This is a genomic window from Paenibacillus sp. NPDC058898, assembly GCF_049316025.1.
Taxonomy (GTDB): domain Bacteria; phylum Bacillota; class Bacilli; order Paenibacillales; family Paenibacillaceae; genus Paenibacillus_AQ.
Window position 1 is genome coordinate 18999 of record NZ_JBMOSM010000012.1, and the last position, 25676, is coordinate 44674.

Consider the following 25676-nt stretch of genomic DNA (forward strand, 5'->3'; position numbering starts at 1 on the left):
GATTTTGTCGAAATAGGGTGCCTTTTGTCGCATCACGAGCTAATATAGGAGGGTATCCGATCGGCTGATGTCGCCTTTCCATTCATGGCTCGGCTGCGGCCATACATAGAAAACGGGAAGTGACAGTCATGATGACACGAATAAGATCGCTTATTCAATCGTTTACTTATTGGTTTGGCCGCAGGTCGATGCAGAGTCGTTTGGTTGCTGCGTATATCTTGATTTTGCTCATTCCGAGCATTATCGTATCGAACTATTTTTTCAAGCAGATCCGCGATACCTATATCAGTGATGCGCTCAACCAGAACTCGTTCCTGTTAGAAATTGAGAAGATGAACATGCTGAACCAGATTGAGGCGATTGAGATGGCCGCTCAGCTGGCAATTTCGGATGACGGGATCAAGGATTATCTCCGGATCAATGAAGAACCGGAGCCGGCGTGGTTAATCGATTTGGCTTGGGGGCCCTTCAAGGATATCCAACGGATCCAAACCAACAATCCGAATATCACGCACCTACGGTTATATACGAATAATTCCAATGTAACGGAAATGTGGCCGATCATTTTCCAGGAGAAACGGATCGCAAGCGAGCCGTGGTTCCCTAAGATCAAGGATTTGAACGGTGGGGAACTCTGGGTATTCAACTACAGCGATCCCGATATTCTGCAGCGTTACGCTGCCGATGCCTCCGAGGAGCTGCCGAAGGTGTCCTTGATTCGCCAAGTCCATAGCGGGAGTTACCGTGGCGTGATCCAGGTGGATATGCTGCTCAAGCACTTTGCTCCGAAGACCTTTGCCGGTATCGTGGATGACAGCTCGCAGATGGCCATTGTCGATCAGGAAGGGCAGCTGTTCATGGACAGAAGCCAATCGTTTATGACCAGTCACGAGGGACTCCGAGATGAGGTGGCGATCCAATTCGCCAATCTGAAGCAGCAGGCGGGTGACTTTGAGGAAACAGTACATGCCCGGTTCAGTTTAAACGGCTCCTCGTTCCTGCTGATTGCGACACCGATGGAACGGCTTCATGCCCATGTGCTGAATGTCGTTTCACTGGAAGGGGCGCTAAGTAACGTATCCAAAGCCCAGGGGCAGATTATCGCGGCGAATATTATATTGATTTTTCTGCTGTCGATCATTACGTACTACCTGAATTCCATTATCCTGAAGAGTTTACGCCGTTTAACGGAGACGATGAAGAGAGTCCGCAAGGGTGAAGTGACCGCGACGATTGCCATCCAGGGCGGCGGCGAGGTGGGAGAGCTGGCGCATCATTTCAACAAATTGATCCGCACCATCAATGAACTGATTGCCCAGGGTGTACGCAAGCAAGCGGTGACCAAAGAAGCGGAGCTGCGAACGCTGCATAGCCAGATTGACTCTCATTTCCTATACAATACGCTGGAAAATATAAAGATGCTGGCCGAAATCGAGGGGCAGCGGACGATTTCAGACGCGCTGACCTCCCTTGGCGGGATGATGCGCTATAATTTCAAATGGTCGGGGGAGTACGTCAAACTGAAGGATGAAATTCGCCATATTCGCAATTATATTGATGTCATGAATATCCGGTTTGATGAGCCGATCCGGCTTGAACTTAACATTCCGTCTGAATTCATGGAGCTCGAGGTATTGAAAATGTCGCTGCAGCCCATCGTGGAAAATGCCGTCAAGCATGCCTGGCCCGAGTTCCCGGATCAGGAGAAGCGGATCAAGATCGATGCTATTGCCTGGGAAGAGAACCGGATCACGATTAACGTCACGGATAACGGCATCGGGATCGAGCCTTATCGGCTGGGCAGGCTGAGCGAGATTCTGCGAACGGCGGACAACGAGGAACTCCCCTCCGTAGATTACGGGCGAGGTGGAGTGCAGGCTGGAGGAATCGGACTTCGGAATGTGCACCAGAGAATTCGGTTGTTCTACGGGAATGAATATGGAATCGAAGTGAAGAGCGAAGAGGGGGAGTTCACGCAGGTGACCATGACATTCCCTAAGGTTCTGTTAACAGGAGGAGGCAGTGGACATGAGAAGTCTGATGATCGTGGATGATGAGAAGAATATCCGGTATGGACTGAAAACGATGATTGAACGGGAATTCCCGGATCAATACGAGATCCGCTTGGCTGCCCAGGGGCAGGACGCGCTGGATTCCTTCCGCGAAGAACCGGCCGAGATCGTCATTACAGACATTCGGATGCCGGTCATGGACGGGATACGCCTCATTGAGGCGCTTGCTGGACTGGAAGAAACAACGGGTGTTAAACCCGTCGTTCTAATCCTGAGCGGATATGACGATTTTGAATATGCGAAGGCGGCGATCCGTTACCAGGTGAAGGAGTACCTGCTTAAGCCGATTCGACGGGATGAGCTGTTCGCTGCCCTCCGAAAGACAGAAGAAGCCTTGGTCCGGCAAGCGGAAGTGAACAACCAGGTGGCCGCCAGTGAATTATATCTTCAGCAGCTGCAGACCCATCGGCTGAAGGAGCTGCTGGAGCTGCCCCAAGGGCTGGGGATGGACATGGAGGCTGCCGCAAGCGAAATCGGGTTTGAATCATTCGTGAAGCCATTCCGGGTAGCGGTGATAAAATACAAGTACGAAGACGGCAATTCCATGAATAAGGATGAGCTGAAGCAATTGATTGATAACATGAGGGCTTCAGTGGAAGGACGGATCAACGCTTGCTTTCTGGACAGCAAGGGGAGGGTCGTGCTCATCGGCAGTCCGGACGGGCAATTCGAGAAGCTGGCACGGCAGTTTACCGAGCGGGAGATGGACGGGCTCTTCGTTGGCATTAGCCGGGAAGGCTTCCGGATCGAAGATATCCGCTCCTGTTACATTCAGGCGCTGAACGCCTTGAGCTATACATTCATCCATCCCAACGTCAAGCTGATGAGCCATGATGATATTCAGGGAGAACTGCGCACGTATCCGGTGCCGGAAGAGAGTATCCGCAAGCTGGGCAACATGCTCGGCACGGAGCGGGAGCGGGAGATCCAGGCGCTGCTGCTGGATATTTTTCATATCGGAGATATGCCGCATGTGGCCATCGATTATTTGGAGTTTGTCAGCAAGCGGATCAATGAGCAGGTGCTGGATGAGGTATTCCGTGTGTACGGGGAATCCATGGTGGAAGTGTTGAAGCTGTACCGAAAGGTGGGAACGATGGACAATTACCGTCATTTTCACACCTATTTCAGAAATCTGGAGCATTTGCTGCTGCATGTGAATGAATATGTTAAAGGGATTCGTTCCGCCCACAGTGAGCATTCCGAGATCAAGGCAGCGGTGAGTTACATGGAGGAGAATTATCACAGGCCGCTAAACATGGCGATGGTCAGCAATTATGTGTCTTTGAATTATTCTTATTTCAGTGAAGCGTTTAAGGCCCATACGGGTGAGAACTTTGTGGTATATCTTAAGAAGCTGCGGATTACGAAGGCCAAGGACCTGCTCCAGGATGGTGCCATGAAGCTTGCTGACATTGGCAAAGCGGTCGGCTTCGAGAACACCAAGCAATTCTCGCGCGTATTCAAAGAGCTGGAAGGGATCTCGCCGCATGAATACCGGATCAAGGTACAAACGGGTGCGGGATTGCAGCATGAATAGTCCGGCTAACGTTTTGGCATGGTCCCGCCGCATATCTTGAATCGGCGGGATCGATTTTATTTTTTACGCTGGCGACGATAGATCGCATCTCGTTTTTCCTTAATATGGTAAAATAGAAAAGTCGGAGGTGCGTAATGTCGAATGCAGCGAAATGGATCTGGGTATGGATTGTAGCATTGGTGCTGGTATGCACCGTGTTTCTGATTGAACATCAGAAGAAGATCGAACAGGGGACACAAATGACCTTGCAAAGCATATTGGGCACATCTCTATTTCAAATATGGAGTCATTACACCGACATTCTGGAGTTGAAGTCCATGCCCCTTCATGAAGCGCGCCTTGCAGAAGTACGGCTGAAGCTGGCAGCTATCGAGGCGTATTCCAAGACAGCGGATGAAGCCGTCCGTTCTCAGCTGCTTAACCCCATCGCTGCAAAGTTCCTGGCTCTGTCTGACAGCATAAGGGAGAGTTATGTGGAGAACGGGCGCTTTTCGGACGAAGATATCGAGAAATACGCGATTATTATGCGGGATTCGGAAGCATTGATTCCTCTGATGTACAAGGTCTATTACGTTTCGGAATCGGTTGAGGGGGGCGAAGTCAACCTGGACATCTCCGATTACGGCGAATTGGTAGCGCTTAACAACCGGTTAAAGCAGGATCTGGATGGTTTTACTACGAAGAAGTAATTTAGTGAATCCAAGGACCCAGAGAAGAACGATATGGATGACAGAAAAAAAAGACACCGGATCGGCTTTCCTGGGACATACCTGGAATTCGCGATCGGGTGTCTTTTCTATATGCAGGATTATGTAATCCCCATGTTATTTATTGAGCTGCAGTCTCTAATGTGGACAGCGTCATTTCCATTTTGCGGGTGATTTCTTTCTGCCATTTCACATCTCCAAGCTGGATCGCAAGGTTCAGCAGGTCCAGATAATCATCGATTTGCAGAGAACAGCGGCGGGAAGTCGTCTTCATAAGTCAATCGGCTCTCCTTTATATATAAACTCTCCAAGCGAAGCGTGTAGGAGCTCAAACGTCCATTCTCAACACATTCTCACTTGCCCGGTAATGATAATCATTATCATATGGCTAATTCTCATTATAAAGAGATCCCGCACAGGTTGCAAGTCACTTTCTTAGATTTTTGCGTAAAAATGAATTAATTCATAAAGAACCGCTGCCTGTATTTACGCGGCGAGATCCCTTCCTGCTTCGTGAAACAGGAGGTGAAGTACGCTGCATGATTGAAACCGACCTCTTCAGCGACCCGGCTGATGCTGAAGTCCGTCTGCATGAGGAGCATTTTGGCCTGCTCGATCCGGTAGCGCTGCAAATATTCAACAGGCGAACAGCCGAATTCCTTCTGCATGCAGCGTGCGATATAAACAGGGTGGAAGTTAATGCGTTCGCCAAGATCCTGCACCTTGAACTCCTCACGGTAATGCTTCCGCACATACGCCGCGGCCTGCTCGGCACAGGCAGAGGAAGGGGAGGACACCGGTGTATCCAGTGCGGCGGCCAGCTGTTCGATGAGCTCTTGGAACACCACCTGCTGCCGCCATAAAAATTTGGCCTGGTGACCGTACTGAACGAGCGAAGACATGGTAGCCAGGAGCTCCAGGGCTTTTTCCGGTTGAGGAAGGGTGCCAAATTGGGGGATATTAACGGAAAAATAGTTCGGCGTCATCGCCTTCAGCTCCGGAGCCTCTTCTCTTCTAGGCGTTTGGCAGGCCTCGTCCGCATGCCACTCCCCGGAGGTTTGGAAATGAAGCCAGTAATAATCGGTCTCCACCGTGCATCCCTTCGTGCCGAAATGATGCGTATCGGGACGCAGGATGAGGAACATGCCGGGTTCGATTTCATAAGGAATACCATTCTCCGTGACATGGAGCTCCCCCTTCATGACCACGAGCAGGTCAAAGATACCGATGTTTTTACGGTTGGGATGTCCGCTATGAATAGGAGCGCGGGTGAGCCCGCTATTGATATATTCCGGCAGCGGCGGAACGGTAAATTTCAGGATTGTCATAAGAAAGCCCTTTCGTGATTCTCGAGGTTTGAATTTTGATAGTTTTCGTTCGGAAAATGATATTATAACTCCAGTATACCATCTATAATTTGAGAAGGTTAAAGACCGTTTCATCATGAATTGTGTTTAACCCTTACATCATGGGCGGAGGTTGGAATGTTGGATAAAAACACAAACAAATTTACATTATGGGTTCTCGCATGGCCCATATTCATCGAGCTGTTCCTGCAGTTTTTGCTGGGAGCGGTGGATACATTGATGGTCAGCCGGATTTCCGATGATGCGGTTGCGGTGGTTGGCTTCTCCAATCAGTTGTTTCAGGCTATGACAACGTTGTTCATGACGGTTGCCAGCGGTGCCGGCATTCTCATCGCTCAGAAGATCGGTTCGCATAAAACGGGCGATGCCCGAACGATCGGCATCATGGCGGTGAGTGTCACCACGATCATCGGATTGGTGTGCAGCGGGATATTATTTGCGATGCCGGAGGCCATCGCTTCGGTCCTCCAACTGCCGGACCATTTGCTTCCGCTTGCCGGAACGTATATCTCCATTGTCGGCGGCGGGATGGTGCTGATTGCCATGATGGCTACGATGAGCACCGTCATCCGGAATACCGGCAATACGCGTGCACCGATGTATGTCGCGATCGGAATGAATATCATTCACGTTGTTATGAACTATGGGTTTATTTTCGGCGCTTTCGGGTTCCCGCAGTGGGGACTTACCGGTGTCGCGATCTCGACGGTGGTCAGCCGTCTGCTCGCTGTGCTCTTACTACTGTATATATTCCTTCGTTCATTTGAATATCGGATCAAATGGAAGGAATTCCGTGTGTTCAACCGTCCGCTGTTCGGCGAAATTCTGAAGATTGGATGGCCGCTCGGCATCAATATGTCTTGCTGGGTGTTCACGCAGTTGATCATCTATTCCTTCATTGCAACGCTGGGTGCTGCCGAGCTGGCTGCGCGCACGTATATGAATACACTGGAATCCTTCTGCTTCTTGCTGGGTTCTTCGATTGCGATGGCTGCCCAGATTCAGATCGCGCATCTGTTTGGCGCAGGCCGGATCAAGGAGGCTTATCGGAGCGCGTATCGCGCGCTGGGCGTCGGGGCTGTTTATGTTGTAGTCAATGCCTTCCTTCTGTATGTGTTCGGGAAGCAACTGCTGGGGCTGTTTACGGACGATAAGACGATCATTGCGATCGGCGCATCGCTCCTGGGCATGAATCTAATTCTCCAGCCGGGCAAAATGCTCAACATGGCCCTCGGCAACTCGCTTAACGCCGTCGGAGACACGAGGTTTACGATGTATATTTCCCTCGGCTCGATGTGGCTGGTCGCTACCGTGCTATCTTATGTACTTGGCATTCACATGGGATGGGGGCTCATCGGCATATACTCCTGCATGATTGCCGACGAGTATTTGCGGGGCGTGCTGTCCTTCTTCCGCTGGCGCGGGCAGAAGCACTTGAGAAAGGCAGAGCAGGTAGAGCCGGCGAGCCATCAGGCACAGCCAATGGAACCGATCCCGGCGCAAGCGTAATGACGGGCTATAATATAGAAAAAGGATACTTCGGCCGTGCGGCATCGGGGTATCCTTTTTTTGCCATACTATAAAAATAACGCATTCGAAAACTTTTCAACTGCATGCCGGGGTATTGTAAGTGATTGGCCAAGTGAAAGGAGGTAAGCACGGTTTGCTAAACGACCTTATACAACGATTAAAGATGGAATACAGCGACGAACTGTTTGAACAACTGTATCGGTTATATGCGGATCGGGCGATTCGAACGGCAACCGCAATCACCGGGAGTCCGGCAAGCGCCGCCGATGTGGTCCAGGAAACGTTTATCCGGGTTTACCGCAATCTGGAGTCCTATGATTTGAGCAGGCCCTTTGATCCGTGGTTCAACCGGATTCTCTATAACGAGTGCAACCGGTATTTGAAGAAACATGCGAGGGTGGTGCCTTCCGAGATTTCGGAGGAGAGGGATATTCCCTCGGAGAACGACACCTACGATTTTGACCGGCACGGCGAGGTATATGAGCTGGTGCAGCGGCTGGATGACCAGCACCGGATTCCCGTCATTTTGAAATATTTGAATGATGTTACCGAGAAGGATATCGCGAACATGATGGAGCTGAACGTCAACACGGTGAAGTCCAGGCTGTTCAAAGCGAGAAAGAAATTAAAGGAATGGATGCTGCAAAATAGGGGAGGGAATCAGCATGAGACGTGATCCATGGGATCAAGAGATTGAAGACGGCCTGAAAAAGGGTACGGATGACGCGATGCGACATAAAGACGAGATTTGGATGGCGATCAAGGAGCGGATTCATAGCGAGCAAGCAAGGCGGCCTGCGGAAGCGGACACTCCCTTCGCACCGCGGGAATCGAAAGGGCGCCGCCGTTCGGGACGAAGAGCGGCAGTATGGATTGTGGGAACCGCCGCTGCGGCAGCCATTGTGCTGACCGTCAGCTTCCAGACGGCACCGGTTCAGGCGTTTATTGATCAGGTGAAGGAATGGCTTGCTCCCCAGAAAACGGTCGAGCAGGAGCTTGAGGGCACGCCGGAAACAAGCGTAGATCAGCTGCATGAGGGTGCGGATTACGTCATTTACATTGATGAGAGCCGGTTTAAAATGGTTCATGAATCGGGCGTGGACCGCATTGAATTGAAGGAGAAGCCGACGGATGATCGCTATCCGGAAGTGTTCATGGAAATTTCACAGGAGGGCATCGATCCAAAGACCGCCGCGGAACGGATCCAGGCGGAGCTGCAAGAGTATCCGAAGGTCGAGTCGAATTCGGTGGATGAACCGATTCAAGGCTGGGAAGTGCGTGCCGTTGGCGGAACCGGCGGCAAAGAGTGGGATGATCCGGTTATACGGTATTACGTATTTGATAACGGGCAGGGCGGCAGCTTTGTCGTGAAGCAGCAGTATTTCCTGGAGGCTTCAGAAGGCTTCGGTGCGCGTTTTCATAACATGATGAAGGAATTCCATATTACGACCAATACAAATGCAGAGTCTGACAGTAAGTAGATAGCTTCAGTTCATGATATAAACAAGGATAGTCCAATCGAATGATGAGAGGCTATCCTTTTTAAGTGATTAAAGATCGGTTAGAAGTGCTAGCAGATAACTATATGTAATGTTATATAACATTACCAAGGTCTATGAATATATTGAACACTCCCTAATTCTGGGATATATTATTTTTGATTTATTGAAAATGCCTATAAATCAAATGATAATGATGGATATCTTTAATTGGAAACGCTTTTCCTATTGCATGTTCGATTTGTTATATTAAATAACATTAAATAGAATAACTTTAACGAATACATATTTTAATGTTATGTATTATTACATAAAAGGAGAGTGCCATAATGAAACCAAAGTCAAAACGTCCTTTAGCGGTCTGGAGTACCGCTGCATTCACCGCTTTTGTTATTTCTTTATCTCCTCTTGGAGCCTATGCGGCAGATGCTGCCACAGTGACGGAAGTGAAAGGAACGGTTAGTACGGCTGCACCCGTACAGACTCCTGCAACGCCGGGAAGGAATACGACGGTACCTCCTCTATCGGAAGCTTCTAAGCAATCGACTAAGCCGAACGTGCTGGTCATTGCGACAGGCGGGACTTTGGCAGGCCAATCGACGGATGCCACCAGTTTTCAATCTTATCGGGCGGGTACGCTGAAGATTGAAGATATGGTGGGCGAGCTTCCGAATACGGACAAGATTGCGGATATCAGCACGATCCAGTTCGGCAACTCCGGGTCAAGCGCCTATACCATGGCGGATTTATACGATCTTTCCCGGACCGTCGACAAAGCGTTGGAGGTATACGATAGCGTCGTTGTGACGACGGGGACGGATACGATGGAAGAGATCGCGTACTTCCTCGATCTGACGGTGCAAAGCGACAAACCCGTCGTTATCACGGGTTCCATGAGACCTTGGACGGTGATTGGTTCCGATGCCCAAGCGAACCTGTACAACGCGATCAAGCTTGCCGGAAGCGGCCGTACGGAGTCCTTCGGCACGGTGCTGATGCTGAATGATACGATTCATCTGGCACGCGGCGTAACCAAGACCAATGACTACCGTACCGACACGTTCGAAACGCCTATGCTGGGAGCGGTCGGATATATCGATGACGAGAATATCCGTATCTACCGGGCTCCCCTCCGTGCAATGAAGGGGGAAGGTCAAGGCAAACCGGTGTTTGACCTGAGCAAAATCTCGAAAGGGGATCTGGCGAAGGTCGAAATTGCGATCTCCTATCAGGAAGCCGGCGGCGGTGCGATTAAAGGCTTTGTGGCAGACGGAGCCAAAGGCATCGTCACTTCCGGCACTGGTGCAGGCGGCATCTCGAAAGAGATGAGTGCGGCCCGCAAGGATGCTATCGAGAAGGGGGTGGTTTTCGTAACAACGACCCGTACAGGCTCCGGCAGCGTATACGGCGGCGGAGAGGGTATCATTACAGGTGACAACCTTAGCCCTCAACAAGCCCGCGTTCTGCTGCTGCTCTCCTTGTCCTTTACGGATGATTTCAATACCATTAAGGGTTGGTTCACAACCTACGGAACACCTGAAGTGTAATCTTAGTTACTCTATTTGGCTACTCCTTATTCCTACTGAACCATGAAATTCCTTCCACCAATATATTTGCCGCCAGGGATAACCTGGCGGTCTTTTTTTTGTTCGCAAGCACGAAGGGACAAATGGCTATTTGCGGCTGTCAGATTCAGCGGCTGAAAATAACATTCCTGCCAATCGGATTATAGCCGAGGAGTTCGGGATAAACCGGATGGTAACAGGGGCGTGAGCGTTGAGGATATTTTCATCGATTTATTGCTTTCTATGTCAGCTATTTGTATACTTTACAATAGTAAACGATTACTATAAGTGAGGGATCCTATGAAGAAGCCGACCACGATACATGATATAGCGAAGATGGCAAATGTTTCTTCGGCGACGGTTTCGCGCGTGTTAAGCAACAGCAGTTATCCTGTCAGCAAGGAGCTTAAAGAGCGCATCCGGCAAATCGCGAAGGAGTCCAATTATATTCCGAATATGCTCGGCAAACAGCTGAAGAAGAATAGCAGCAATACAATCGGAGTCATCATACCTTCTATTGTGAATCCATTTTATTCTTCCGTCATATTCGGGATCGAAGAGGTGGCTCGGCAGAATAGTTTTACGGTTATCGTATGCAATTCGCTGCAAGACCCGGCGCTGGAAGATGAATATTTAAGGACGATCATGGAGAAACAGGTCAAAGGCCTGGTCATCTCCTCGATCTCCAAGGATAAGAGCCAGTTGACTCAGTTGATGAAGCTTGGCCTGAACGTCATCGCCATCGATCAGAAGATCGACGAGGATAACATTAACCAGATTGAGTTCGACTATCACAAAGCCGGTTACATCGCAACCAAGCATCTGCAGGAGAAGGGGCATGAACGCATCGGTTACGTTACTTCCAAGCTGGATCGCCCAAGTCGCCGAAGCATCCATCAGGGTTATATGTCGGCGATGAAGGACGCGGGTCTCAAGCCGCTGGTGGTCGAGTCACCGACTGAAGAAGTGTATAATGCGATTACCGAATTCGATACGGGCAAGCAGCTCACGCAGAAATTGCTGGAGCATTCTTCGCCGCAGCCGACGGCGATTTTTGCATGCAACGACATGATGGCCTTCGGGGTGATCAACGAATTGTCACAGCGTGATATCCAAGTGCCGGAGCAGATTTCAGTTATGGGCTTTGACGGCATTGATGTGGGGCAGATGATTCATCCGCCGCTTACAACGATTAAGCAGCCTGATTACGAGATGGGGAAGATGGCCTGCAAAATGCTGCTGGATATGATGCAGGGCGACGATAGTCCGATGTTTGATGTTATGCTGCAGCCTAAATTGCTGGAGAGAAAATCGGTTCGGGATATCCGGGAAAACAAGTGAATACAAGGATGGCATAAAGCCCGGGCATAACTGCTCGGGCTTTATTTATTTCCAATAAAAGATATCGATTACTAACTAATTACTTGTCCGTGTCTGAATCAACCAAGTGGGAAACAATTCCTTTAAAACCTCAGAATGCCTTATGTAACGCTTGAACTCAGACTTTTATAATAAAAAACATCGAAGAGAGCATAGAAAACTCTATTCAAGAAAGGGCTTCCATGCTATACTCGTTACAGAAATCGATTACTATAAAAATAATGCCTTTTGGAATGAGTTGGAGCAGAAAACACGCAATCCTGTTTTTTAAACAAAAAGGAGGGTTTTCAATGTCAAAAAAGGTAAAGGTATTCACCCTGATGCTGGCGTTTATGATGATTTTCACGGCATGCTCCTCATCCGGAGGGTCAACCGACGGGGAAACTCCGCCGGGCGAACCGGGAGGCAGCAAAGACAAAGTGACGCTCAAGATTGGGCTTCCCGGCAGTTATGAGGTGACGAGTAAGGAAATTATCGATGGCTTTATTGCTTCCCATCCCCACATCAACGTTGAAATTCAAGAAGCGCCATGGGGGGACTTTACGTCCAAGATCGCCACGCAGATTGCAGGCAACACCATGCCGGACGTCTGGTTCCAAGAGAACGCCACCATACTTAGCTACGGACAGCGCGGTGTAGCAGAGGATTTATCCTCTTACATTGAAGCTGATCTGAAGGCAGACGAATACATCGATGGCTTGTTCTCGGCCAAAACGCCTGAAGGCAAGATCTGGGGTGTACCTCACGGTATTAACCCGATTGCACTCGCGTATAACCAGGATGTTTTTGAGAAAGCCGGCGTGCCAGTGCCGACCGACGATTGGACCTATGACGACCTGATTGAGGCCTCCAAGAAGCTGACGATCAAAGAAGGAGACAAAACGAGCCAATTCGGATTTATCGGATCCTTTTCCATAACCAATGGCTGGTTCCCTTGGATCAAGCAGGCAGGCGGCTCTGCCCTGGACGATACCCTGACGAAATCGCGGTTTGACGATCCCAAGACTGCGGTCGGTTTACAGCAGCTGTATGATGGGCTGGACCAGGGATATTTTGCGGATATCGACTTTCTAAAAGCGAACGGCGGCGAGCTCGAAGTATTCGCAAGCGGCAAGGCTGCGATGTACTTCCTCCAATACAGCTTGCAGGTGAATATGAACGAGAGTTTTGCCGATACGAACTGGGATGTTGTCAAAATTCCGAAAGGCGTTGACGGCAAACGTTATGTTCCGATGGTAGCCAACACGTGGCTGGTCTCCTCCAGAGCGAAGCAGGAATCGAAGGATGCCGCCTGGGAGTTCCTGAAATATTACCTCGGCGATGAAGTGCAGGACATGATCGTCAAGACGGGATCCACGCTTCCCGTGAAGAAGTCGGCACTGGATCAATTGAAGGACAGCACAACCAAACCGCTGAACAAAGAGGCTTTCACGGACGGCATTAACGAAGGCGGCGTTACCCTGGATGAAAATGCTACTTGGAGCGAATGGCGCATTCTGGTGCAGCAGGTGGTCAATGAAATCATGGTAGGCAATGTCTCGGTTGAAGACGGCGTGAAAGATATTCATACCAAAGTTCAGGACGTACTGGACTCCAGTAAATAGCTTCATGGGATAAGAGCGGTGCAGTCTTGACGACGTATCGGGCTGCACCTCTCTTCCCGCTATCGAAAGGTAGGTGTGTCATGCAGAAACAAGGGTACTGGGGCTATATATTCACATTGCCGTTTGTCATTAATGTCGTGGTATTCCTCTTATTTCCGATTGTATTCTCCACATATATTTCCTTCACGGAGTGGGACTTGTTTAACGCACCGCGCTGGGTCGGGCTGGATAACTGGGTGCGTGTATTGAACAAACATGAATTCTGGGTATCCATCCGAAATGTCTTTATGTTTGCACTTATCTTCGTGCCGATTCAGACGATCATGGCGTTTGTGATCGCCTTTATGCTGAATCAGGCCATTCGGGCCAAGGGGTTGTTCCGCTTGTTCTATTTCCTGCCTGTCGTTACTCCGTGGATCGCCGGCGGCGTGGTCTGGGTGTGGATGTTCAACTACCAATACGGCGTCATCAACTGGGTGCTTCAATCCATCGGCCTCGATCCTGTGAAATGGATAGATAGCAGCAATTGGCTGATGGTCGTCTCCAGCATCGCGATTGTTCAGGTATGGAAGGGCGTTGGTCAATCCATGATCATGATCCTGGCCGGGATGCAAAATGTTCCGAAAGAGGTGCTGGAAGCCTCGCAAATCGACGGCGCCAACGGCTGGAAGCAGTTGACGAAGGTGGTGTTCCCGATGGTAACGCCGATGGTATATCTCGTTATGATTCTGTCTACCATCTCGGCGTTTCAGGCATTTGATGTGTTCCTCGGCCTGTTCGGTTCCATCACCACGGGAATTCCGGAACGAAACATGGTTCCGAACCTGCTAGTGTACCGGGATGCGTTCCTGCTCTTCAAAATGGGACCGGCATCCGCAACGGCCTGGCTGCTGTTTGTCATTATTCTAGGCTTCACCTTGTTCCAGAAGTATTTTGAGAAGAAGTGGGTGCATTATGACTAAGACTACTCACCCCTTACTTAAGGTGCTCATGTACCTGCTACTGATTGTCGGTGCGGTATTCATGGTGTTCCCATTCCTATGGATGCTGTCCACATCGCTGAAAACGGTAGGCGCCATCTCGCAGATGCCGCCGCAGCTCATCCCGAATCCGATGAATTGGGATAACTATGTGACGATATGGAATAAAGTCGACTTCGGTCGATACACCCTGAACAGTTTTTTCATCGTCTCGATCGAGATGGTTGGATCCTTGATCTCCTGCGCGTTTGTGGCCTTTGGACTTGCGATGTTCACCTTCCGGCTGCGGGGGCTCATCTATATGATCATGCTGGCAACCTTAATGATTCCGTCTCAAGTGACCATGATCCCGACCTATTTCATCTGGAAGGAATTTGGCGCATTGAATTCGTATTACCCTTTGATCGTGCCCAGCTTTCTGGGCGGGGCGTTCGGTATTTTCCTGATGCATCAGTTTATCAAATCTTTGCCTAAAGAGCTGTATGAATCGGCTACGATTGATGGCTGCAGCCCGCCGGGCATATTCTTCAGAATTTATTTGCCGCTGTGCAAGCCGGCGCTGGCGGCGCTAGGGGTATTCACTTTCATGGGGGCGTGGAACAACACGCTGGGACCGCTGATTTACCTGCAAGACAAGGAATTATATACATTGCCGCTCGGCTTGCTCTACCTGAAATCGGAGAACGTCAACCAAGCGCTGCTGATGGCAGGGGCCGTCATTACGACGCTTCCAGTCGTCATCGTCTATCTGTTCGCGCAGAAGCAATTTGTTCAGGGTATCGCTTCGACAGGGATGAAGGGCTGAAGGAGGAACTTACGACATGAAGAAGTACGTACTAGTCGGCGCTGGGTCAAGAGCGCTGTATATGTTTGCTAAACCGATGGTAACCGATTGGAAGGGGAACGTTGCCTTTGAAGGCGTGTATGATGCCAATCCGGTGCGGGCGCGCTTTCTTAGCGAGGAATGCGGGGGAGTTCCCGTATATGATGATTTCCACGGCATGCTTGCGGCTGTGAAGCCGGATGTTGTCATTGTGGCGAGCACGGATTACACGCACCATACCTATATCGTGCAAGCCTTGAGAGCCGGCTGTGATGTCATTAGCGAGAAGCCGATGACGATTGATGAAGATAAATGCCGTGAAATTTTGCAAGCGGAGCAGGATAGCGGTAAGAGGGTGACGGTTACGTTCAACCTCCGGTTTGCACCTTATTTTGCGACCGTGAAGGAATTGCTGCTGCAAGAGGTCATCGGGGATGTCTACCATATTGATCTGGAGTGGTTTCTGGACCGCCGGCATGGCGCGGATTATTTCCGTAGATGGCATGCCGAGATGAAGAACAGCGGCGGACTGCTGGTTCACAAGTCCACGCATCACTTCGACATCATGAACTGGTGGATGAACAGCCGTCCTGTGGAGGTCCATGCCTTTGGAACGAGACGGGTGTATGGGGACGATCGGCAGGATCATGGAGAACGATGCCTTACTTGCCATCGGAAAGACGAGTGCGAGTTCTATATGGATATCGAAAAGGATCCGTTTCTTGAAAAATACTATCGCCAGGCTGAAGAAGCGGACGGATATTTCCGGGACCGGTGCCTGTTTGACAGCCGGATCGACATTTATGACACGATGTCGGTCAATGTCCGGTATGACAATAATGCAATGCTGACCTATTCCCTCGTCGCCTATAGCCCTTATGAGGGATGGCGCGCTGCGATCAACGGCAGCAAAGGCCGGATCGAGGTCTCGAATATATACAGCAACGCGGATATGAAGCAAGGGGAAGCGAGCAGGATTCATATCTTCAGAACCGATGGCACGGAAGAGGTGGTCGAGGTCAATACATCGGCCGCCGGTCATGGCGGCGGGGATGCGAAGCTGCGCAAGGCGCTGTTCGAAGGCGGAATCGAAGATCCTCTAGGTCAACAAGCCGATAGCTCGGTAGGCGCCGAATCCCTTCTGATTGGTGCCACAGCCAATCGTTCCATTGCCGAAGGCCGGGCGATGAAACTTCCGGACGTTTCGCCGAAGTTTGTCGACGGGAGTTCACCGAGATGAACAGCGTTCAGGGACTGGAGCAGTATATCTGCACATTATACGACACGAGGGATCAGTTGAAGGTGCATGTGTTTGAACGTTCCGATGCCGCATTTGCAGCCGGGGATGTCATTCGGGATGCCATCGTCACACCCGAAGCGGCGAGAAAGCGGCAGGAGGAGATCAGGGGGGCTTTCCTGAGGTCCATCGGCGGGCTTCCTGATACGTTTACGTTTGCCAACCTGGAAAGGGAAGAAGGGACGTCATTCGTGGAGAGGATACAGCCTGGCGTTTCTTTGCCAAATGTATACACGAACAAGGCGGCAGGGCGAATCAGTAAAAAGGCAGAAGGGACTTCAGAGGGCGCGTCGCTCGTCAGGCTCCGTTCCGGGCGCGCAGCGGGAGAAACCGGTGATGATGGAGCGCAAGCCAAACATCAGCCTCCGCTTAATGTACATACGGCGGGTGTCGTTAGCGGAGCCGGCTTTCAGGTAGAGAAGGTCATATTCGAGTCCAGTCCGGGGTATTATGTCACTTCGAATCTGTACCTGCCCGATCACCGGGAAGAACGTTCCGCGGCCGTCCTGTTTCTGAGCGGACACGAGCTGGGGGCGAAGCATGATGCCTATTATCAGCGCGTGATCCAGCACTTCGTTCGGGCTGGCCTGATTGTGTTGGCAATCGATCCGATCGGGCAGGGCGAGCGCCTTAGCCTTCATGATTTCGAAGATCGGGAAGGAAGCGTCATATGGGGTACAAAGGAGCATCAGCAATACGGCGTTCAGTGTCATATGCTCGGCGACAGCGTAGCCCGCTATTTCGTTCACGATGCCATGCGTGCCGTCGATTACTTATGCGAACGGCCCGATGTTGATCCAGCCCGGATCGGCGTAACGGGGAACTCCGGCGGCGGAACGCAGACGGGCATGATGATGGTTTGCGATGAACGCATTGCGGCAGCGGCTCCCGCCACATTCATCATGAACCGGCAGCTGTACATGCATGCCGGCGGCGTGCAGGATGCCGAGCAGGTATGGCCGGGTCTGTCCGGGCTGGGTTACGACCATGAGGATCTGCTTATCGCTTTTGCGCCGAAGCCGCTGATCGTGCTGGCGGCGGAGTACGATTTCTTCCCGATTGAAGGCACGCGGCGTACCGTGGAGCGAGGAAGACGCTTCTGGGAGCTGCTGGGTCAACGCGATGACCTGCAGCTTGTGACCGACGCCTCGACGCACCGCTATACGGACCGGCTGGCTGCGGCTGCGGCGGCATTTTTCGTCCGGCATCTCGAGGTGAAGGTTACTGTCAATGATGCAATGAAGATAGAGGCACTGCCCCCGGAACAACTATGGTGCAGCCCCAGCGGTCAGGTGTACCGGGATAAGGCTGATGCAAGGTCGATCCGGGACTTCAATGCCGATCGCTGCGACCAACTGGCAGCAGCCCGGTCGCTGCTGCCGACGCAGCAAAGACAGGATCAAGCAAGGCAGTGGCTACTGGAGAGAATCTACGCCTCCCGCAAGCCTTACGAATTGAACCCGCGCATCATTCGGCTGGGCGCAGTGGAGGGTCTTGAGGCCGATTATCGGCTGTGGTGGTCACAGGAAGGCATCATGAACAGCGGTTATGTATTCCGACTGGCCGGGGATATAACCGAACGAAAGCAGCCGCTGACCGTTGCGGTTTGGCGGGGAGGGACCCGGCGATTGAAGGATCACTGGGCCTGGATTCAGGAGACCTGTCAATCCGGCCGCGCCGTACTGGTGCTGAATATGTCCGGGGTCGGTCCTCATGAGCCTTATCCGATATACGAAAAACCTGCGCATTCCTATTTTGGCGTGCTGCATAAGCTTGCCGATGATTTGATCTGGCTCGGGGACAGTCTGGCTGCGCTGCGCACGTACGATGTCCTCCGGTGCATGGAGGTCATCTCCCACTTTGATGAGTGGCAGGGGGGAGCGATCCCGTTCTATACCGTGGGTCGGGAAGGGCTTTACGTGCAGCTTGCCGCGGAGATTGATCGAAGAATCGGTGCGATCACGGCCATTCATCCTATGAGCAGCGCAGCCGATCTGGTCAGGGCACGGCAGTTTGAGGAGGAAGAAGCGATGAGCGTTGTGTTTCCCGGCATTTTGAAGGTGCTTGATCCCTCCGAGCTGAACGAATCGGGGAGTATATCGCGGGCAACTAGAGGGAAAGGAAGTGGAAGGACATGAGTAAACCAAAACCATTAACGGTCACGCTGGTCGGAGCCGGCCTTCGCGGCATGATATACAGCGATTATGCGCTCCAGCGACCGGAGGAGATGCAGATTGTTGCCGTTGCCGATCCGGATGAGGTGCGGCGAAGCCGCTGCCAAGCGAAGTACGGGATAGCGGATGAGCGATGCTTTACGAGCTGGGATGAGCTTTTTGCTGGGCCCCGCCAATCGGATGCGGTCTTCATCTGCACGAGGGACCGGGACCACTATGAGCCGACCATGAAGGCGCTGGCCGCTGGGTACCATGTGCTGCTGGAAAAGCCGATGTCGCCGGAGTGGCAGGAATGCATCGATATGGGCCGGCAGGCGGAAGCCTTCGACCGTACGTTAACGATTTGCCATGTTCTCCGTTATGCGCCTTTTTTCCAAGAGCTTAAACGTTTGATTGATGAAGGACGGATCGGTCGTCTGATGTCGATCCAGCACAATGAGAACGTCGGCTACTGGCACCAGGCGCACTCGTACGTGCGGGGATATTTTAATAACAGCGAGTCATCCAGCCCGATGATTCTGGCCAAATCCTGTCACGACCTCGACATTATGCAATGGCTGGCGGGAGGACAATGCCTGAGCGTTGCCTCCTATGGCCACCTGTCGCATTTTCGTCCGGAATCAGCTCCGCCTGGCGCGCCGAAGCGCTGCCTGGATGGATGCCCGGTATCCCATGAATGCCAGTACTATGCGCCGAATACGTATCTGATCGAGAATGCGGGTTGGAAGGGCGAGGCCGCGAGCAACGATCCGAGTTACGAAGCGCGTTACCAAGCGATGTTGGAGGGTCCTTTTGGCCGGTGCGTGTACCATTGCGATAACGATGTCGTGGATCACCAGGTCGTCAGTATGGAATTCGAGCATGACATTACGGCGGTGTTCACGATGAGCGCGTTCACGGAGAAATGCAACCGTACCATCAAGCTTATGGGGACTGAGGGTGAGATTCGGGCCACGATGGAAACCAACGAGATCGAGATCCGCCGCTTTGGCAGCGGCAAGCAGGAAATGATCCAACTCGTCGATCCGGAAGGACATGTAGGACATGGAGGCGGGGATATGCGCTTAATTGAGGATTTTGTGAAGTCGGTCAGATCCCAGGGGCAGCATAACAGCTCAACTTCTGCCCAAGCGTCGATACAGAGTCATCTGATGGCCTTTGCCGCCGAGCGTTCCCGCGTAGAGAAGCGCATGGTGAGGCTGGAGGAATTTATGAATAGCGACGTTCTGGCTTAAATTTACAACGCTGTACAACAAGGAGGAATTATCATTATGCAATTGAACATATTGGAACATGCGGATCAAGCAGGTTTGGAGGCAGCCCGCGCTTGCGAGGCGATTCTCCGCAACACGATCGCGGAAAAAGGAAAAGCGCGCATCGTCCTGTCAACGGGCGCGTCGCAGTTTGAGTTTTTGTCGCAATTCGTGAAGCTGGATATGGAATGGGATAAGATCGAGATGTTCCATTTGGATGAATATATCGCGTTGCCGGAATCTCACCCCGCGAGCTTCCGTAAGTATTTGAAGGAGCGTTTTCTGAAATATGCGAACGTCGGCCAGGCATGGCTCATTGACGGGGAAGGAGATCCTGAGGAAACGGTGAAGCGGTTGAATGAAGAGATTGCCAAGGCTCCTGTGGATCTGGCCCTGATCGGCATTGGGGAAAATGCGCATATTGCCTTTAATGATCCGCCGGCCGATTTTGATAATGAGTTGCCTTATACCATCGTGAACCTGAGCGATACGTGCAAGAGCCAGCAGGTAAGGGAAGGCTGGTTTGCATCGAATGAGGAAGTGCCGAAGCAAGCGATAACGATGACAGTCCAACAGATTTTGAAGAGCCGCCATATCGTCTCGGTCGTGCCTCATCAGGCCAAAGCGGCTGCCATTCAGAATACCATTCAAGGCGCGGTGGACAACCGGGTGCCAGCTACCATCTTGAAGACGCATCCCAGCTGGATGCTATATCTGGATAAAGCATCGGCAGCGCCGATTTATCAATGGGCGTAGCTAGGGGGACGCCTATGTTGTGGCGTGGAAAGCTCCCGCATACCGGCGAATCGGTTGAGGTAGAGGCGGCGTTAGACGGACGGATCGCGGCTATACGCCGGTTGGGACAGAACGATAAGACGGCGTTACCTTGGATCAGCAGCGGCTGGATCGATGTGCAGGTCAACGGCTTCGGGGGATACGACTTGAACGGGACCGTGACGTCGCAGAGCGATATTGAAGGCGTGACCCGTGCGCTGCATCGGCGAGGGGTTGCCGCATACTTGCCAACGGTCATCACGGGCAGTTATGACCGGATGCGTCAAGCATTTAGCGGGTTGTCCCGATATGTCCAGTCCGGGGAGTTCGGAAGTGCCTCTATTGCCGGCATTCATATGGAAGGTCCATATCTATCTGGTGAAGACGGCAGTCGAGGGGCGCATCCGAGGGAGTATATCCGGAATCCGGATTGGGATGAGTTTCAGCGGCTCCAGGATGCCGCTGGCGGGCTTATCCGGATGGTGACGCTCGCGCCGGAGCGCGAAGGCTCGGTTCCTTTTATAGAGAAGGTAGTCAAGGCGGGCGTGGTTGTGGCGATCGGGCATACGATGGCTACAGGGGAGCAGATCGATCGGGCGGTGCAGGCAGGAGCGACGGTATCGACTCATCTGGGGAACGGTTCACAGACCGTTCTGCCGCGCCACCCCAACTATATCTGGCATCAGTTGGCGGACGACCGGTTATGGGCAACCTTTATACCGGACGGCCACCATCTGGCGCCCCCTGTGCTGAAAGCGATGCTGCGGGCGAAACGGGACAAATCGCTGCTTGTCAGCGATGCCGTCATGTTCGGTGGCATGGCTCCCGGACGGTACAGCAGCCTCATCGGAGGCGAGGTCGAGCTGACCGCAGACGGGCGCCTGCATACGGTGGAGAATCCGGCGATACTGGCCGGATCCGCTTCTTCGCTGGACGTTGGCATTGCGAATGCGATCCGCTATACGGATATGACGCTGGCGGAAGCGGTAAGCGCGGTCACCATCCGCCCGGCTGTGGTACTGGCTATGCCGCAATTGGGCGAGCTTACGATCGGGAATCCGGCGAACTTGACGCTGTTCGACTGCGATTCAGACGGATCGGGTATGGCTGTCCGGGAGACAGTTGTGGCGGGCGAGACGGTGTACGGTCCTATTTGATATGAGGGTGTAGGAGGCTGCGGGAAAATGAACAGCGTCCGCGAACAACACGTCCTGATTCTTACAGGGGACTTGGAGAAGTGCAAAGAGTCACGCTCACCGATCCAGAAAATCCTTTTATGGGACTTTGGACCGCAAATCTGCTGCCCTCCAGCAGACTACAACTCTCTTTGGCCATCGTCTGGCGGAACCAATACAAAAAACCATCCTTATGCGAGCGATCATTGCGTTAGCTCGCACAGGGATGGTTTTTCTTTTGTTTTTATTTTTCGATATGCTCCACAAACCAACGGACGATATGACTCAAGCGTTTCACCCGCAGATGCGGATGGCCGCTTCGGGACAAGTTGTGATCCGCACCCGGGAAACGGATGAACTGAGTTTCCCGGCCGAGTCGCTTCAAAGCGATAAACAGCTGTTCTCCCTGTTCGATCGGGCAGCGGAGATCCTGTTCTCCGTGAAGGATCAGAAGCGGCGTATGGACGTCCTTCACGTAAGCGAGCGGGGAATGCTTCCACAGCTTCTCCAGATCGTCCCACGGATTGCCCCAGATCTGATCCTGCGTAAAGGTGTAGCCGATATCGCTGACGCCGTAGAAGGAGATCCAGTTCGATATCGAGCGCTGGGTTACCGCAGCCTGGAACCGGTCGGTATGACCGACGATCCAGTTGGTCATGAAGCCGCCGTAGCTGCCGCCGGTCACGCCAAGACGGGAAGCGTCGATATAGGTGTAGGTATCCAGCACATAATCTACAGCTTCCATCAGATCCTGGTAATCCCGTCCGCCGTAATCTCCTCTAACGGTATTAACGTGTACCTGACCATACCCGTGGCCACCCCGAGGGTTGGTGTAGAATACCGCATAGCCGGCTGCAGCAAGCAGCTGGAACTCATGCATGAACGTATGTCCGTACATGGCTTGCGGACCGCCGTGAATCTCAAGCACGGCTGGGACCTTGGTGCCTTCCGTGAAGCCGGCAGGCTTCATGATCCACCCTTGAATCGGCCAGCCGTCCGACGTCCGGAACGTAAAGGACTCCGGCGTGCTTAACGTAAGCTCGTTCCACAGCTCCTCGTTGCAGTTTGTCAGACGCTTCTCCTCGTTCTTAGCGATAGAGAAGCTGAACAGATCGCCAGGCTGCAGCGGGTCGGCAGCGGCGAACACCACGTTCTCCTCCGGTGTCAGAGCGAATTGGTACACCTCGCGTTCGCCCGATACGACCAGCTCATAGGATGAACCGTCCAGAGCAAAACGTCCAATATGAACACTGCCATCCTGGCTGAGCTGGATGTATACGGATTGGCCGTCCTTACTGAACAGCGGAGGCGTTCCGGCTCCGGCTCTCATGTCGCTGACCGCAGCGTGCCCCAGCTGAATATCCATGTCCGTGAAGAGCACGCGGGATTTTCCGCCCGATAGCGGAACCAGGTGGATTTTGGTCAGGGTGGCAAAACCGCAGCTGAGGTCGCTGGCAAGCATGAGCATATACTGCCCGTCCGGGGTGAATGCAATGGAACCGATCGAGAGGGTTCCATCCGTCAATTCGGTTACGGATCCGCTATCGAGGTCCATGACAAACACATCGCCCGTCAAACGAAAATCCGGATTCGGGAATTGCTCGGTGGCAAGGCAGGTGCTGTATGCGATGCGGGTGCCGTCCGGTGACCAGGCGAAGGCATGTATATCAAAATCTCCTTCTGTAATTTGCTTGCATTCTTCCGTTGCCGGATTTACGAGGTATAGATGATGTCGACGTTCATTCCACAATCCTGCGCCATCGGCTTTATATTTAATGCGATTAATGATTTTTTCCTCAGGGAGCTTGTTTTTGTCGTCTTTGTCTGATTCTTCGCTTTCCGTAGATTCGGCTGCTTCCGCCTCACTTCTAACAAGTAGGCGTGCGCTATCCGGGGACCATTTAAAAGTGCTGACACCGTGCTTCATGTCGGTAACCGGCCTTGCTTCCCCGCCGTTGGCAGGCATGATCCATACCTGCGGCTTATCGCCCTTTTTGCGCAAGAAAGCAAGCTCCGACCCGTCAGGGGACCAAGCGGGTGCTGCATCCGCCTCGCCGGACGTGAAGGGAACATCCTGGTCTCCTTCTGCAGGAAGCAGGCGGATATGGGAACGGTAACCGTCGTACTTTTCGCTGACGGATTTATGTACATAGGCTATGGCTCCACTAGCTGGAGATACGACAGGGTCATTCACCCAGTGCATCCTGTACAAATCCTCTGGCGTTATGAGTCGCTTATCAGTCATGAATCATCCTCCTAATCTTCTTGTGTGAGTTAAACATCATTATCCCAGATAATGGTATGGAAATCTAGATGAAAAGTGAAAGGGGAAATGTGAACGTTTCGTACCAAATGCTAGTAAAACAGAGGGGAAATTACAATAATTCTAGATTGTAAAATGAAGCTCTAGAACTGAAAACAGCTCATTAATTTTCAACTGGTCAATTTAGAAGCGATACGGTGTGCTTTTTGTTATAATTGAGACAGGCTCTCAATTAGGAGTATGTAAAATAAAACCAACTATATATAGCTCAGGAGGAAATAAGATATGAACGTAAGTGAAGCTATCCGCACGCGCCGCAGCCTTGGCAAGGTCAAGCCTGACGCTGTACCGCAGGAATGGATTGAACAAATCGTAGAAGCGGGAACCTGGGCGCCGAACCATAAGCTCACGGAGCCGTGGAAATTCTTTGTCATGCAAGGGGAGGGCCGCGACGTGCTCGGCAACGCACTTGGTGACATTCAGGCGGCAGGTGGTGATGATACAAGTGAAGAGGCTGTAATTGCAGCACGCGAGTCAGGACGTACGAAGGCGTATCGGGCTCCGGTTGTTATCGGTGTGGCGGTCGAACCGTCCACGGACCCCAAGGTGATTGAACTTGAAGAGTACGGAGCGGTGTTTGCCGCTATTCAAAATATGCTCCTGCAAATTCATGAGCTTGGCTTGGGTGCAGTGTGGAGAACGGGCGAGCCGTGTTTCCATTCGCTGATGAATCAAGCGTTCGGATTGAAGCCTGAAGATAAAATGCTGGGTTTCCTATACATCGGCTATCCGGATATGGAACCTAAGCAGGGGAAACGTCAACCGGCAGCGAACAAAACGGTATGGCTGAATAGTGCTGCAGACCTGTAGTTGATCTACCCTCCACCGCAAAAATCCGGTATAATGAACCCTAAGTTTGTCTTAAGGGTGTTACGGCATCCGGGCGATTGACACTAGGGGAGTGTACGGGAATGAAATTTCGGTTCAAGCAGTGGGATCTGGGGAGCAAGTTTATTTTTATAGCCACCTGTTTAGCGATAGCCTCTTTCTTTTTTAAATGGCTGGATATCGGCGTGGCTGCAGAGAATGGTTTTTTGCAGGGCGGCGTGTTTTTCATCGTATGTTTCATCTATCCATTTTTGAAAGTGGTCCGCGAGAAGAAGATGAACAAGCTGATTGCCTACATTTTTGCGCTGGTCGCTATATTTTTGACGATGACGTACGTGTCATCCAAAACCGTAGATTTTTTCGGCCAGACAATAAGAGGGGCGGCGGCAGGGCCGTATTTGTTCTTGGTGTCATGCGGACTGCTGAGCTTCGGTATTTTTAGACGCAGGTACTAGACTCGCTGCGCATGCTTTTGTATATGGCGTGATAGGAATGAAGGGCTGAACCCGGAGGCGACATGCCTCTGACAGGGACGGCCCTTTTTCTATTTTGAGACAGATCACCACTGGGTGAGAAGGACAAAGCCGCTGATCGACACCGCGTAAATGATTAACAGCACCACGGCGTACTTTTTGGCACGGATGTTCAAGTTGAAGACGGCGGAGAGTCCGTTGTTGATTATATTTCCGATGAATAGAATGAGCATGAGCGCGAGTGCAGTGATCGCAACGATGAGCGTAGCGGTTTCCATGGGTTCGTGGATCCTCCTGTTTTAGCTGCTAGTA

The 25676-nt window shown here is 51.9% G+C and carries 22 protein-coding genes; 18 read left to right on the forward strand and 4 right to left on the reverse strand.

Annotated elements, in window-relative coordinates:
* Positions 1-128: 128 nt before the first annotated feature.
* From ACOZB4_RS25815 to ACOZB4_RS25825, 3 genes are all read left to right on the forward strand, one after another.
* Positions 129-2054, forward strand: a complete 1926-nt coding sequence (locus tag ACOZB4_RS25815; protein ID WP_379410975.1) for a cache domain-containing sensor histidine kinase — start codon at positions 129-131, stop codon at positions 2052-2054.
* Positions 2029-3612 (forward strand): response regulator, encoded by a 1584-nt coding sequence (locus ACOZB4_RS25820; RefSeq protein WP_379410971.1) that lies wholly within the window; start codon positions 2029-2031, stop codon positions 3610-3612. Before ACOZB4_RS25815 ends, ACOZB4_RS25820 begins: the two co-directional genes overlap by 26 nt.
* A 134-nt stretch (positions 3613-3746) precedes the next feature.
* Complete coding sequence (locus ACOZB4_RS25825) at positions 3747-4301, forward strand: hypothetical protein (protein ID WP_339269917.1); 555 nt, start codon at positions 3747-3749, stop codon at positions 4299-4301.
* Between the two features lie 139 nt (positions 4302-4440).
* On the opposite strand, the gene ACOZB4_RS25830 is transcribed toward ACOZB4_RS25825, so the two are convergent.
* Both ACOZB4_RS25830 and ACOZB4_RS25835 read right to left on the reverse strand, forming a co-directional pair.
* Complete coding sequence (locus ACOZB4_RS25830) at positions 4441-4593, reverse strand: hypothetical protein (RefSeq protein ID WP_179090620.1); 153 nt, start codon at positions 4591-4593, stop codon at positions 4441-4443.
* A 184-nt stretch (positions 4594-4777) separates the two neighbouring features.
* Entirely contained in the window at positions 4778-5647 is an 870-nt protein-coding gene (locus ACOZB4_RS25835; protein WP_379410968.1) for an AraC family transcriptional regulator, read from the reverse strand.
* A gap of 156 nt (positions 5648-5803) precedes the next feature.
* Between ACOZB4_RS25835 and ACOZB4_RS25840 the strand changes: the two genes are divergently transcribed.
* The 13 genes from ACOZB4_RS25840 to ACOZB4_RS25900 all read left to right on the forward strand — a co-directional run bounded on the left by ACOZB4_RS25840 (position 5804) and on the right by ACOZB4_RS25900 (position 21722).
* On the forward strand, positions 5804-7195 hold the full coding sequence (locus tag ACOZB4_RS25840) for an MATE family efflux transporter (protein WP_379410966.1): 1392 nt from the start codon (positions 5804-5806) through the stop codon (positions 7193-7195).
* A gap of 154 nt (positions 7196-7349) precedes the next feature.
* Complete coding sequence (locus ACOZB4_RS25845) at positions 7350-7892, forward strand: RNA polymerase sigma factor (RefSeq protein WP_379410962.1); 543 nt, start codon at positions 7350-7352, stop codon at positions 7890-7892.
* Positions 7882-8697 (forward strand): anti-sigma factor, encoded by an 816-nt coding sequence (locus ACOZB4_RS25850; RefSeq protein WP_379410959.1) that lies wholly within the window; start codon positions 7882-7884, stop codon positions 8695-8697. The genes ACOZB4_RS25845 and ACOZB4_RS25850 overlap by 11 nt, the downstream gene beginning before the upstream one ends.
* Before the next feature lie 347 nt (positions 8698-9044).
* Positions 9045-10262, forward strand: a complete 1218-nt coding sequence (locus ACOZB4_RS25855) for an asparaginase (protein ID WP_379410956.1) — start codon at positions 9045-9047, stop codon at positions 10260-10262.
* A gap of 318 nt (positions 10263-10580) precedes the next feature.
* The gene (locus ACOZB4_RS25860; RefSeq protein WP_379410953.1) at positions 10581-11621 is read left to right on the forward strand and encodes a LacI family DNA-binding transcriptional regulator; all 1041 of its coding nucleotides are present in this window, start codon (positions 10581-10583) and stop codon (positions 11619-11621) included.
* A 329-nt stretch (positions 11622-11950) separates the two neighbouring features.
* On the forward strand, positions 11951-13264 hold the full coding sequence (locus ACOZB4_RS25865; protein WP_379410950.1) for an ABC transporter substrate-binding protein: 1314 nt from the start codon (positions 11951-11953) through the stop codon (positions 13262-13264).
* Between the two features lie 80 nt (positions 13265-13344).
* A complete protein-coding gene (locus tag ACOZB4_RS25870) occupies positions 13345-14226 on the forward strand; it encodes a carbohydrate ABC transporter permease (RefSeq protein ID WP_379410947.1) in 882 nt (293 codons plus the stop codon).
* Positions 14219-15049: a carbohydrate ABC transporter permease gene (locus ACOZB4_RS25875; RefSeq protein ID WP_379410940.1), complete on the forward strand. Its 831-nt coding sequence runs from the start codon at positions 14219-14221 to the stop codon at positions 15047-15049. The genes ACOZB4_RS25870 and ACOZB4_RS25875 overlap by 8 nt, the downstream gene beginning before the upstream one ends.
* A 16-nt stretch (positions 15050-15065) precedes the next feature.
* Positions 15066-16307, forward strand: coding sequence for a Gfo/Idh/MocA family protein (locus ACOZB4_RS25880; protein ID WP_379410937.1), 1242 nt, complete (start codon positions 15066-15068; stop codon positions 16305-16307).
* On the forward strand, positions 16304-18502 hold the full coding sequence (locus ACOZB4_RS25885; protein ID WP_379410934.1) for an alpha/beta hydrolase family protein: 2199 nt from the start codon (positions 16304-16306) through the stop codon (positions 18500-18502). Before ACOZB4_RS25880 ends, ACOZB4_RS25885 begins: the two co-directional genes overlap by 4 nt.
* The gene (locus ACOZB4_RS25890) at positions 18499-19773 is read left to right on the forward strand and encodes a Gfo/Idh/MocA family protein (RefSeq protein ID WP_379410932.1); all 1275 of its coding nucleotides are present in this window, start codon (positions 18499-18501) and stop codon (positions 19771-19773) included. The genes ACOZB4_RS25885 and ACOZB4_RS25890 overlap by 4 nt, the downstream gene beginning before the upstream one ends.
* A 36-nt stretch (positions 19774-19809) precedes the next feature.
* Entirely contained in the window at positions 19810-20547 is a 738-nt protein-coding gene (locus tag ACOZB4_RS25895) for a glucosamine-6-phosphate deaminase (RefSeq protein WP_379410929.1), read from the forward strand.
* 14 nt (positions 20548-20561) lie between these two features.
* Positions 20562-21722, forward strand: a complete 1161-nt coding sequence (locus tag ACOZB4_RS25900; RefSeq protein WP_379410926.1) for an N-acetylglucosamine-6-phosphate deacetylase — start codon at positions 20562-20564, stop codon at positions 21720-21722.
* A 262-nt stretch (positions 21723-21984) separates the two neighbouring features.
* Here ACOZB4_RS25900 and ACOZB4_RS25905 read toward each other — a convergent pair whose 3' ends face one another.
* Positions 21985-23985 (reverse strand): S9 family peptidase, encoded by a 2001-nt coding sequence (locus ACOZB4_RS25905; RefSeq protein ID WP_379410922.1) that lies wholly within the window; start codon positions 23983-23985, stop codon positions 21985-21987.
* 303 nt (positions 23986-24288) lie between these two features.
* Here ACOZB4_RS25905 and ACOZB4_RS25910 point away from each other — a divergent pair, with 303 nt between their 5' ends.
* Together ACOZB4_RS25910 and ACOZB4_RS25915 are read left to right on the forward strand one after the other, a co-directional pair.
* The gene (locus ACOZB4_RS25910; RefSeq protein WP_076322325.1) at positions 24289-24873 is read left to right on the forward strand and encodes a nitroreductase family protein; all 585 of its coding nucleotides are present in this window, start codon (positions 24289-24291) and stop codon (positions 24871-24873) included.
* 101 nt (positions 24874-24974) lie between these two features.
* Positions 24975-25346 carry a hypothetical protein gene (locus ACOZB4_RS25915; protein ID WP_213646409.1) on the forward strand — a complete coding sequence of 124 codons (372 nt, stop codon included), beginning with the start codon at positions 24975-24977 and terminating at the stop codon, positions 25344-25346.
* Between the two features lie 104 nt (positions 25347-25450).
* Here the strand turns inward: ACOZB4_RS25915 and ACOZB4_RS25920 are convergent, their stop codons facing one another.
* Positions 25451-25642, reverse strand: a complete 192-nt coding sequence (locus tag ACOZB4_RS25920) for a hypothetical protein (RefSeq protein WP_339269944.1) — start codon at positions 25640-25642, stop codon at positions 25451-25453.
* Positions 25643-25676: the final 34 nt, after the last annotated feature.

Bases quoted from the DNA above. Each gene is read 5' to 3' on its own strand.
- ACOZB4_RS25815 (WP_379410975.1), top strand. From the start codon at position 129: ATGATGACACGAATAAGATCGCTTATTCAATCGTTTACTTATTGGTTT.
- ACOZB4_RS25820 (WP_379410971.1), top strand. From the start codon at position 2,029: ATGAGAAGTCTGATGATCGTGGATGATGAGAAGAATATCCGGTATGGA.
- ACOZB4_RS25825 (WP_339269917.1), top strand. From the start codon at position 3,747: ATGTCGAATGCAGCGAAATGGATCTGGGTATGGATTGTAGCATTGGTG.
- ACOZB4_RS25830 (WP_179090620.1), bottom strand. From the start codon at position 4,593: ATGAAGACGACTTCCCGCCGCTGTTCTCTGCAAATCGATGATTATCTG.
- ACOZB4_RS25835 (WP_379410968.1), bottom strand. From the start codon at position 5,647: ATGACAATCCTGAAATTTACCGTTCCGCCGCTGCCGGAATATATCAAT.
- ACOZB4_RS25840 (WP_379410966.1), top strand. From the start codon at position 5,804: ATGTTGGATAAAAACACAAACAAATTTACATTATGGGTTCTCGCATGG.
- ACOZB4_RS25850 (WP_379410959.1), top strand. From the start codon at position 7,882: ATGAGACGTGATCCATGGGATCAAGAGATTGAAGACGGCCTGAAAAAG.
- ACOZB4_RS25855 (WP_379410956.1), top strand. From the start codon at position 9,045: ATGAAACCAAAGTCAAAACGTCCTTTAGCGGTCTGGAGTACCGCTGCA.
- ACOZB4_RS25860 (WP_379410953.1), top strand. From the start codon at position 10,581: ATGAAGAAGCCGACCACGATACATGATATAGCGAAGATGGCAAATGTT.
- ACOZB4_RS25865 (WP_379410950.1), top strand. From the start codon at position 11,951: ATGTCAAAAAAGGTAAAGGTATTCACCCTGATGCTGGCGTTTATGATG.
- ACOZB4_RS25870 (WP_379410947.1), top strand. From the start codon at position 13,345: ATGCAGAAACAAGGGTACTGGGGCTATATATTCACATTGCCGTTTGTC.
- ACOZB4_RS25875 (WP_379410940.1), top strand. From the start codon at position 14,219: ATGACTAAGACTACTCACCCCTTACTTAAGGTGCTCATGTACCTGCTA.
- ACOZB4_RS25880 (WP_379410937.1), top strand. From the start codon at position 15,066: ATGAAGAAGTACGTACTAGTCGGCGCTGGGTCAAGAGCGCTGTATATG.
- ACOZB4_RS25885 (WP_379410934.1), top strand. From the start codon at position 16,304: ATGAACAGCGTTCAGGGACTGGAGCAGTATATCTGCACATTATACGAC.
- ACOZB4_RS25890 (WP_379410932.1), top strand. From the start codon at position 18,499: ATGAGTAAACCAAAACCATTAACGGTCACGCTGGTCGGAGCCGGCCTT.
- ACOZB4_RS25895 (WP_379410929.1), top strand. From the start codon at position 19,810: ATGCAATTGAACATATTGGAACATGCGGATCAAGCAGGTTTGGAGGCA.
- ACOZB4_RS25900 (WP_379410926.1), top strand. From the start codon at position 20,562: ATGTTGTGGCGTGGAAAGCTCCCGCATACCGGCGAATCGGTTGAGGTA.
- ACOZB4_RS25905 (WP_379410922.1), bottom strand. From the start codon at position 23,985: ATGACTGATAAGCGACTCATAACGCCAGAGGATTTGTACAGGATGCAC.
- ACOZB4_RS25910 (WP_076322325.1), top strand. From the start codon at position 24,289: ATGAACGTAAGTGAAGCTATCCGCACGCGCCGCAGCCTTGGCAAGGTC.
- ACOZB4_RS25915 (WP_213646409.1), top strand. From the start codon at position 24,975: ATGAAATTTCGGTTCAAGCAGTGGGATCTGGGGAGCAAGTTTATTTTT.
- ACOZB4_RS25920 (WP_339269944.1), bottom strand. From the start codon at position 25,642: ATGGAAACCGCTACGCTCATCGTTGCGATCACTGCACTCGCGCTCATG.